Genomic DNA, 5847 nt, shown 5'->3' with positions numbered 1-5847 from the left:
CAAAGGCTGCGGCAGTTGTTGCCACAGCGCCTCGACGGCACGATAGGCCCGGGCGTGCTCGGGCTGTTGCCGCCAGCGTTCGAATTCCGCCCATACACCGTCGTCGGCACTGCCGGACGTCAGGCGCAGATGCCAGTCGACGGCTTGCCGCCGCAAGGTGTCGTGCTGGGCTGTATGCGTTTCGTTCATGGCTGTGCGGCGTGAGGGAAGGTTTGTTTACTATAACGATCCTGAACGTATATAGCCATACTATGCGTCCTCGTCATCAACCGCTTGCCGGCAGTGCAGCAAGGCTTTGGCCAATTGTTTTTCCACCCAGCTGACGGAAATGTTTAATTGCTTGGCGATTTCGGCGTGACTGAGGCCCTCGATACGGCTCAAGTACAAAATTTCCGCGCACAAGTCGGGCAATTGCGCCAACGCGGTTTGAATTTGCAGGAGTTGGTCTTGCGCCTGCAGCGTCCGCTCGGGTTCGGCGCTGAGGTCGGCTTCGGTTTCCTCGCCCAGGTATTGATCCAACAAATGGCCGCGGCGCTTTTGGCCGCGCAGATGGTCGATGGACAGATTGGACGCCACGGTAAACATCCAGGCCCGCGCCTCGACCTCGCTGGCGGGCGGCGGCTTCAGCAGCATTAACCGCAAGTAGATGTCCTGCAGCAAATCGGCGGCGGTATCCGGGCAGCGCAGGCGCTGCTGCAAAAAGCGCTGGATTTGCGGCCGAATGCTTAAAAAAGTCCGGTAAACGTCGTGGTCGGAAAAAGCCATGCGCGGGAGATCAAGGGGCTTTGCTGAGTTGAGGCAATTGGCTAAGCAGAATGCGCGCCATATCGGCAGGTTGGGTTGCGGAAGGTACGGAAGCCCAGGCCACTCCGAGCCGCTAACTGAAGCAATATCGGCTGGTTAACGGCTGAACAGGTTTGGATGTGCGGGATATGCCTCACTATTGCGGCATATCGCCTAACGCCAATTAACCTCGCTCTCTGTTTTTCAACGGCAGCCGACAGGCTGGGGTTGTAAACCGAGGCCTACCAGCCCAAAGTACGGGCTAACCCAACTTGTAATACTTGTTTTTCAATTACTGGTCGCTAACAATATGAATCAGCGATAGATCATTGGAGCAAACGATGGCATTGGATAAAGTGCATGAAAACATTTATCTAAGCGAAGAGGAGTATCTGGCGACGGAACCCGCTTCCGAGGTAAAACGCGAATATATCGACGGCCAAGTCTATGCAATGGCCGGTGCTAGCTATAACCATAATTGCATCTCGGCCAACATGCTACGCGAGTTAGGGAATCACCTGAAAGGCACACCTTGCGCGACTTTTATGGCAGACATCAAAGTCCGTTTGGGCAAGGATTATGTCTATCCCGATCTACTGGTGGATTGCAGCAAAATGTCTGGCGACGATTATTTTTCGACGTCGCCGGTGATTATCGTCGAAGTGCTGTCCCGCTCCACCCGCAAAACGGATACGACGACAAAATTGATTCGTTATATCAATCTACCCTCTTTGCAGGAATACCTGCTGATCGAACCGGACATCGTTTCGGTGCAAGTATTGCGTAGAAGCAAGCATTGGATGCCGGAATATTCCTTTCTGGGCGACGCGGTCAGGTTCGAATCTATTGGCCTGACCTTGCCGGTCGCAGACGTTTATGATCGGGTCGATAATACCGATATGAACGAATTTAGGCAAAGTTTAGCCTAGGAGGACTTTAGTCGTTTTGCCTGACGCTTTTGTAGCCAGCGAAGTATGCCGGTGACATACAACAGCAGCGGCGCTAAACCGATCATGCACCAAATAATTCGCCCCGGCAATCCGAGGGCCTCGCCGTTATGCAGCGGCCATATCAGATTAAAAAAGGTCTCGCCAGCGGTAAACAAATTCGGGTCTTCCACAGCCAACACCCTGCCGTCGTATTGGTCGATCCAAACCTTGCTGCGCGGACGCCGGCTGTTGGCTTCGCCGGCTTGTTTTTTTTCGACGGCATAAACGCCTTCCAGGCCCTTGGGTGTCGCCAGCCAACGCAATTCGGCATACGGAAATACACTGTCGGCGATAGCAATTGCTTCCTTAATGGAAATCGGTTGGCGGCCTGCCTTCGGATTTGACTTTAAGTCCTTGGGATCTTGGTGGTGAATTGAGTTGACGATTGAAAATTGAGAAACGATCGGTTTCAAAAAATCCTTGTAACGGAAGGAGAAACCGGTAAAGGCCGTCAAGAACAAAACGACCATACAGCTTAGGCCGGTTAGTTTATGCACGTCATAAATCAGACGCGCGCTGCCGGCCTTGCGTTTGAATCGAATCGCTTGACCGAAACGACCGGAAGACGGCCACCATAAATAAAGCCCGCTTAGAATGGAAGCCATAAAAAACAACCCTAAAATACTGACTATTTTTGCCACCACTCTTGCATTATCTGCCTCGAAATAACGCGCTGCCAACAGGGTGGCGTGCAGTTGATAAACGAAGGTCCAGACCGTTTCCCCCCAAAAGTGTTCTTCAACGAGGTCGCCGGTATAAGGGTTGACCACTACGCCAAAGGGTTTAAACAACCGACCGGCGTATTCCTCGGGCTTGGGATACCATAGCCACAGATAGTCGCGCTCATACCCCGGCATGTATAAGTTCCACTGGCCTTGCCGACTCGGATGTCGTTTTCGAACCTTTTCCATGATCGAATCGAGCGCCAGCGGCTTCTCGTATCGTTCATGCCTTACTTCAGGCAAGTCCAATTCTTCCAATTCCCAGTGAAATATATTGATTGATCCTGTCAATCCGAAAATAACAAAAATGAAACCGAATGACAAAGCAATGCAAAGATGTACGTTCAGCCAAAACTGACGTAGGGATTTACGCTGATAACCCATGATCGTTTGATGTTGAGTGTTAAGTTACGGGATTGATGCAAAGGGTGGGCAAACCCACCCTGCGGTTTCACTAAGCTAAAATTCCAGACGAATCGAACCCATCGCAGTCAAAGGTTCGCCCGGGTATATCCCGACGCGGGGCGGCGCGTTTGAAAAAGGGTCGGTGGAGTTGTAGTAGGTTTTGTCCAGCAGATTGCGGATATTGAATTGCGCAATCAAACGTTTATCGCCTATCCGATGACTATAGGCTGTAAAGGCATCGAGACGGACGTAGCCGGGCAAGATAAAGGTGTTTTCGTCGTCGCCCTCCCGTTTCCCGGCCGCGAACATACCAATCCCGAAACTCCAACCTTCCAGCGGCTGGTAATTTTTTACATCGTATTTAAGCCATAGGCTACCCGAATGCTCTGGGACGTTACTCATGCGGTTTCCTCGCCGGCCGTTGTTGTCCTTAATAATTCTGGCATCGGTAAAGGCATAGTTACCGATTAAACTCAATTCGTCCGTAATCTGGCCGGACACATCCAGCTCGATGCCTTGGCTGCGCGCTTCGCCAATTGGGGCAACAGCGTTCGGTATCGGGCTATTGATGTCCCGGGTTAATACATTTTGCTTGGTCAAGTGGTAATAAGCGGCCGTTGCCGACAGACGATGATCGAACAATTCGGCCTTGAGGCCTGCTTCGAATTGTTCGCCGATTTCTGGGTCGACACTTTCGCCGGTAGCCGTGAGACCGTTATTGGCGCCGAATGAGGTCGTCCAGTTACCATAAACACTCAGCTCATCCCAAGGTTGATACAACAGACCGACGCGCGGGCTGAAGCCTTCGTCGCGGCGGACTGGTAAATCGGCTCTAGCGGCATCGAACGAGTCGCCCCGTCCGCGTCCGCTCGTCGCCCAGTCGTAGCGCCCCCCACCCAGAATATGCAGTGAATCCCATAACGTAATGTGGTCCTGAAAATAGACGCCATACCACTCGTCCTTGAAATAACTGTAGTTACTGCCAACCGTAGACGGCTCCGCGTCGGCTGCCGCGAAAAATGACGGATCAATTCCATAACGAGGGTTGTATATATCGATTTCCAGTCCCGGAACAGGCGTGCGGAAATTACCAAAACTCCAGTAGTCGCCAGTCGCTTGTAGGTAATCGAATCCGATTAACGTCTGATGATGGATGTCGCCAAGCTCAAAATTGCCGGTCAGGTCCAAATTGGTCGTATAAGTTTCCGCATCGACAAGTTGGTGAAAAATATTACGCAAATAGGTTCGGTTGGTCGTATTCGGATCTAAAAACTGCGCGACGGTGAAAGCGTTAGCCGGTTTAATCGAAAAATCGTTACTGTCATTGAACGATGCCAAAAACCGGTTTCGTAAGGTCCATTTGTCGTTAAATGCATGGGTCAGGTTGAATCCTACGTTCACTTTCGAGGTCGAATCCAAAGGGTCATTGGGGTCGATGAAGGAACGGCTTACCGGAATCGGAGCCGGTCGATCACCGATGGCAAACAAGCCGCGGTCACTGCGATGCTCCTGATAGAGACCTTCCACATCAACCGAAACTTCAGTAGCGTCGCTAATACGCCACGTCAACGACGGATGGATCAATACCCGATCGTTTTGATTGAACTCGCGAAACGACTCGTTATTCTGATAGGAGCCGGCGAAACGGTAGCTTAACGAACTGTCATCGGTCAAAGCACCTGTTGCATCCCATTCTGTCCGGTAAAAGTCATAGGAACCGAAGCGTTGTTCTACTGAATATCTGGAGGTCTGTTCGGGACGTTTGGTGACGATATTGATCAATCCGCCGGGCTCGACACGCCCGAACAGGACGGCAGCCGGGCCTTTGAGTACTTCGATTTGTTGCAAATTCGAAGTATCGTATTCGGTAGCGGCGCCTATCGAAACGCCGGACGCCAGAAGACCGTTTCGATAGATTCGGTCACTTCTAAACCCCCTAACGATAAACATATTGCCCAAGCCGAGACTCGATTGCGGACGCACGCCGCTAACGTTTTCCAGCGCTTCGGTGATACGCGTCGCTTTTTGATCCGCCATCACCATCTTAGGGATTACTTGAATGGACATCGGCGTTTCCATCAAGGGCGCATCGGTTTTCGTCGCGGTAAACGCATTGGTCACGGTGTAGTTTTCGCTGTATAGGCCGCTCAAGCTATCGGGGGCCTTTCCTGTCACCGTCACCGCCGGCATCGTATTAGCCGATTGCGGTGCTACCCTGGCCGCTTTCTCCAACGTCACCGTATTACCGTTACTGAAACGGTAATTCAAGCCGGAACCTTGCAACAGTTTTCGCAACGCTTGCTCGGCGCTGTAATCGCCTTTCAACGCCGGGGCGTTGATGTTTTGTGTCAGGTCTCCGTCGTACAGAACCTGCAAACCGGTGGCGGCGGAGAAGCGGGTTAGGGCGCCGCTTAGCGCCTGAGCGGGGATGTCGAAGCTCACGCTGGCGGGATCCGCCGCGCTGCTAAGCGTTGGAAGCAGCAAGGCGGCGATTGCCAGCCCGTTTAATCGGCCTGTGTTGGAAAATTGCATCGGGTCAAACTCCTTGATTGATGAACGGTGTCAGCAACAAAGACGATGCGGGTGTGGCTTTACCCTTAGCGGCGATGAAAATATTTTTAGCGGTAGGGGCGAATGAATTCGCCCCTACATCAATACAACAGCACCAAGCCGCCCGGCAGGTTGACGGCTTGAGCATGCAAGGTTGCCTGCAAGGCGTCCACCACGGCGTCGGCGTCGCCGACATTGAACACGCCGCTGAGCACGCGTTCGGCCAAATCCGGATTGACGGCGACGATGCGGCCGGCCCGGTAACGGTTGACCTCATCCAGTACCTCGGCCAAAGGCTGGCGGTTGAACACCACTTGTCGGCGCTGCCAGGCGAAGGCATCGTCGTTGGCGGCGTGAAGCAGCGGTTGCAGCCGATTCCGCAGCACATCGACCTGCTG

At 52.8% G+C, this 5847-nt stretch carries 6 protein-coding genes; 1 reads left to right on the top strand and 5 read right to left on the bottom strand.

Translation table 11 applies throughout. The features are described from left to right. A partial coding sequence (locus NP596_RS19445; RefSeq protein WP_256617059.1) for a FecR/PupR family sigma factor regulator occupies positions 1-189 on the bottom strand: 189 nt, incomplete at its 3' end. Positions 190-249: 60 nt separating this feature from the next. Beyond that, positions 250-765: an RNA polymerase sigma factor gene (locus NP596_RS19440; protein WP_256617058.1), complete on the bottom strand. Its 516-nt coding sequence runs from the start codon at positions 763-765 to the stop codon at positions 250-252. A gap of 359 nt (positions 766-1124) precedes the next feature. Here NP596_RS19440 and NP596_RS19435 point away from each other — a divergent pair, with 359 nt between their 5' ends. After that, a complete protein-coding gene (locus NP596_RS19435) occupies positions 1125-1712 on the top strand; it encodes a Uma2 family endonuclease (protein WP_256617057.1) in 588 nt (195 codons plus the stop codon). Here the strand turns inward: NP596_RS19435 and NP596_RS19430 are convergent. The 3 genes from NP596_RS19430 to NP596_RS19420 all read right to left on the bottom strand — a co-directional run. Further along, positions 1709-2878 (bottom strand): PepSY-associated TM helix domain-containing protein, encoded by a 1170-nt coding sequence (locus tag NP596_RS19430; protein ID WP_256617056.1) that lies wholly within the window; start codon positions 2876-2878, stop codon positions 1709-1711. The genes NP596_RS19435 and NP596_RS19430 overlap by 4 nt on opposite strands. Positions 2879-2953: 75 nt before the next feature. Beyond that, positions 2954-5431, bottom strand: coding sequence for a TonB-dependent siderophore receptor (locus NP596_RS19425; RefSeq protein ID WP_256617055.1), 2478 nt, complete (start codon positions 5429-5431; stop codon positions 2954-2956). A 119-nt stretch (positions 5432-5550) separates the two neighbouring features. Next, the coding region (locus tag NP596_RS19420) for a FecR family protein (protein ID WP_504130660.1) at positions 5551-5847 on the bottom strand (297 nt) is incomplete at its 5' end.

The organism is Methylomonas rivi, assembly GCF_024505165.1.
Taxonomy (GTDB): domain Bacteria; phylum Pseudomonadota; class Gammaproteobacteria; order Methylococcales; family Methylomonadaceae; genus Methylomonas; species Methylomonas rivi.
The sequence above is the reverse complement of the archived record's forward strand: the minus strand, read 5'-3'. Positions and strand labels throughout refer to the sequence as shown.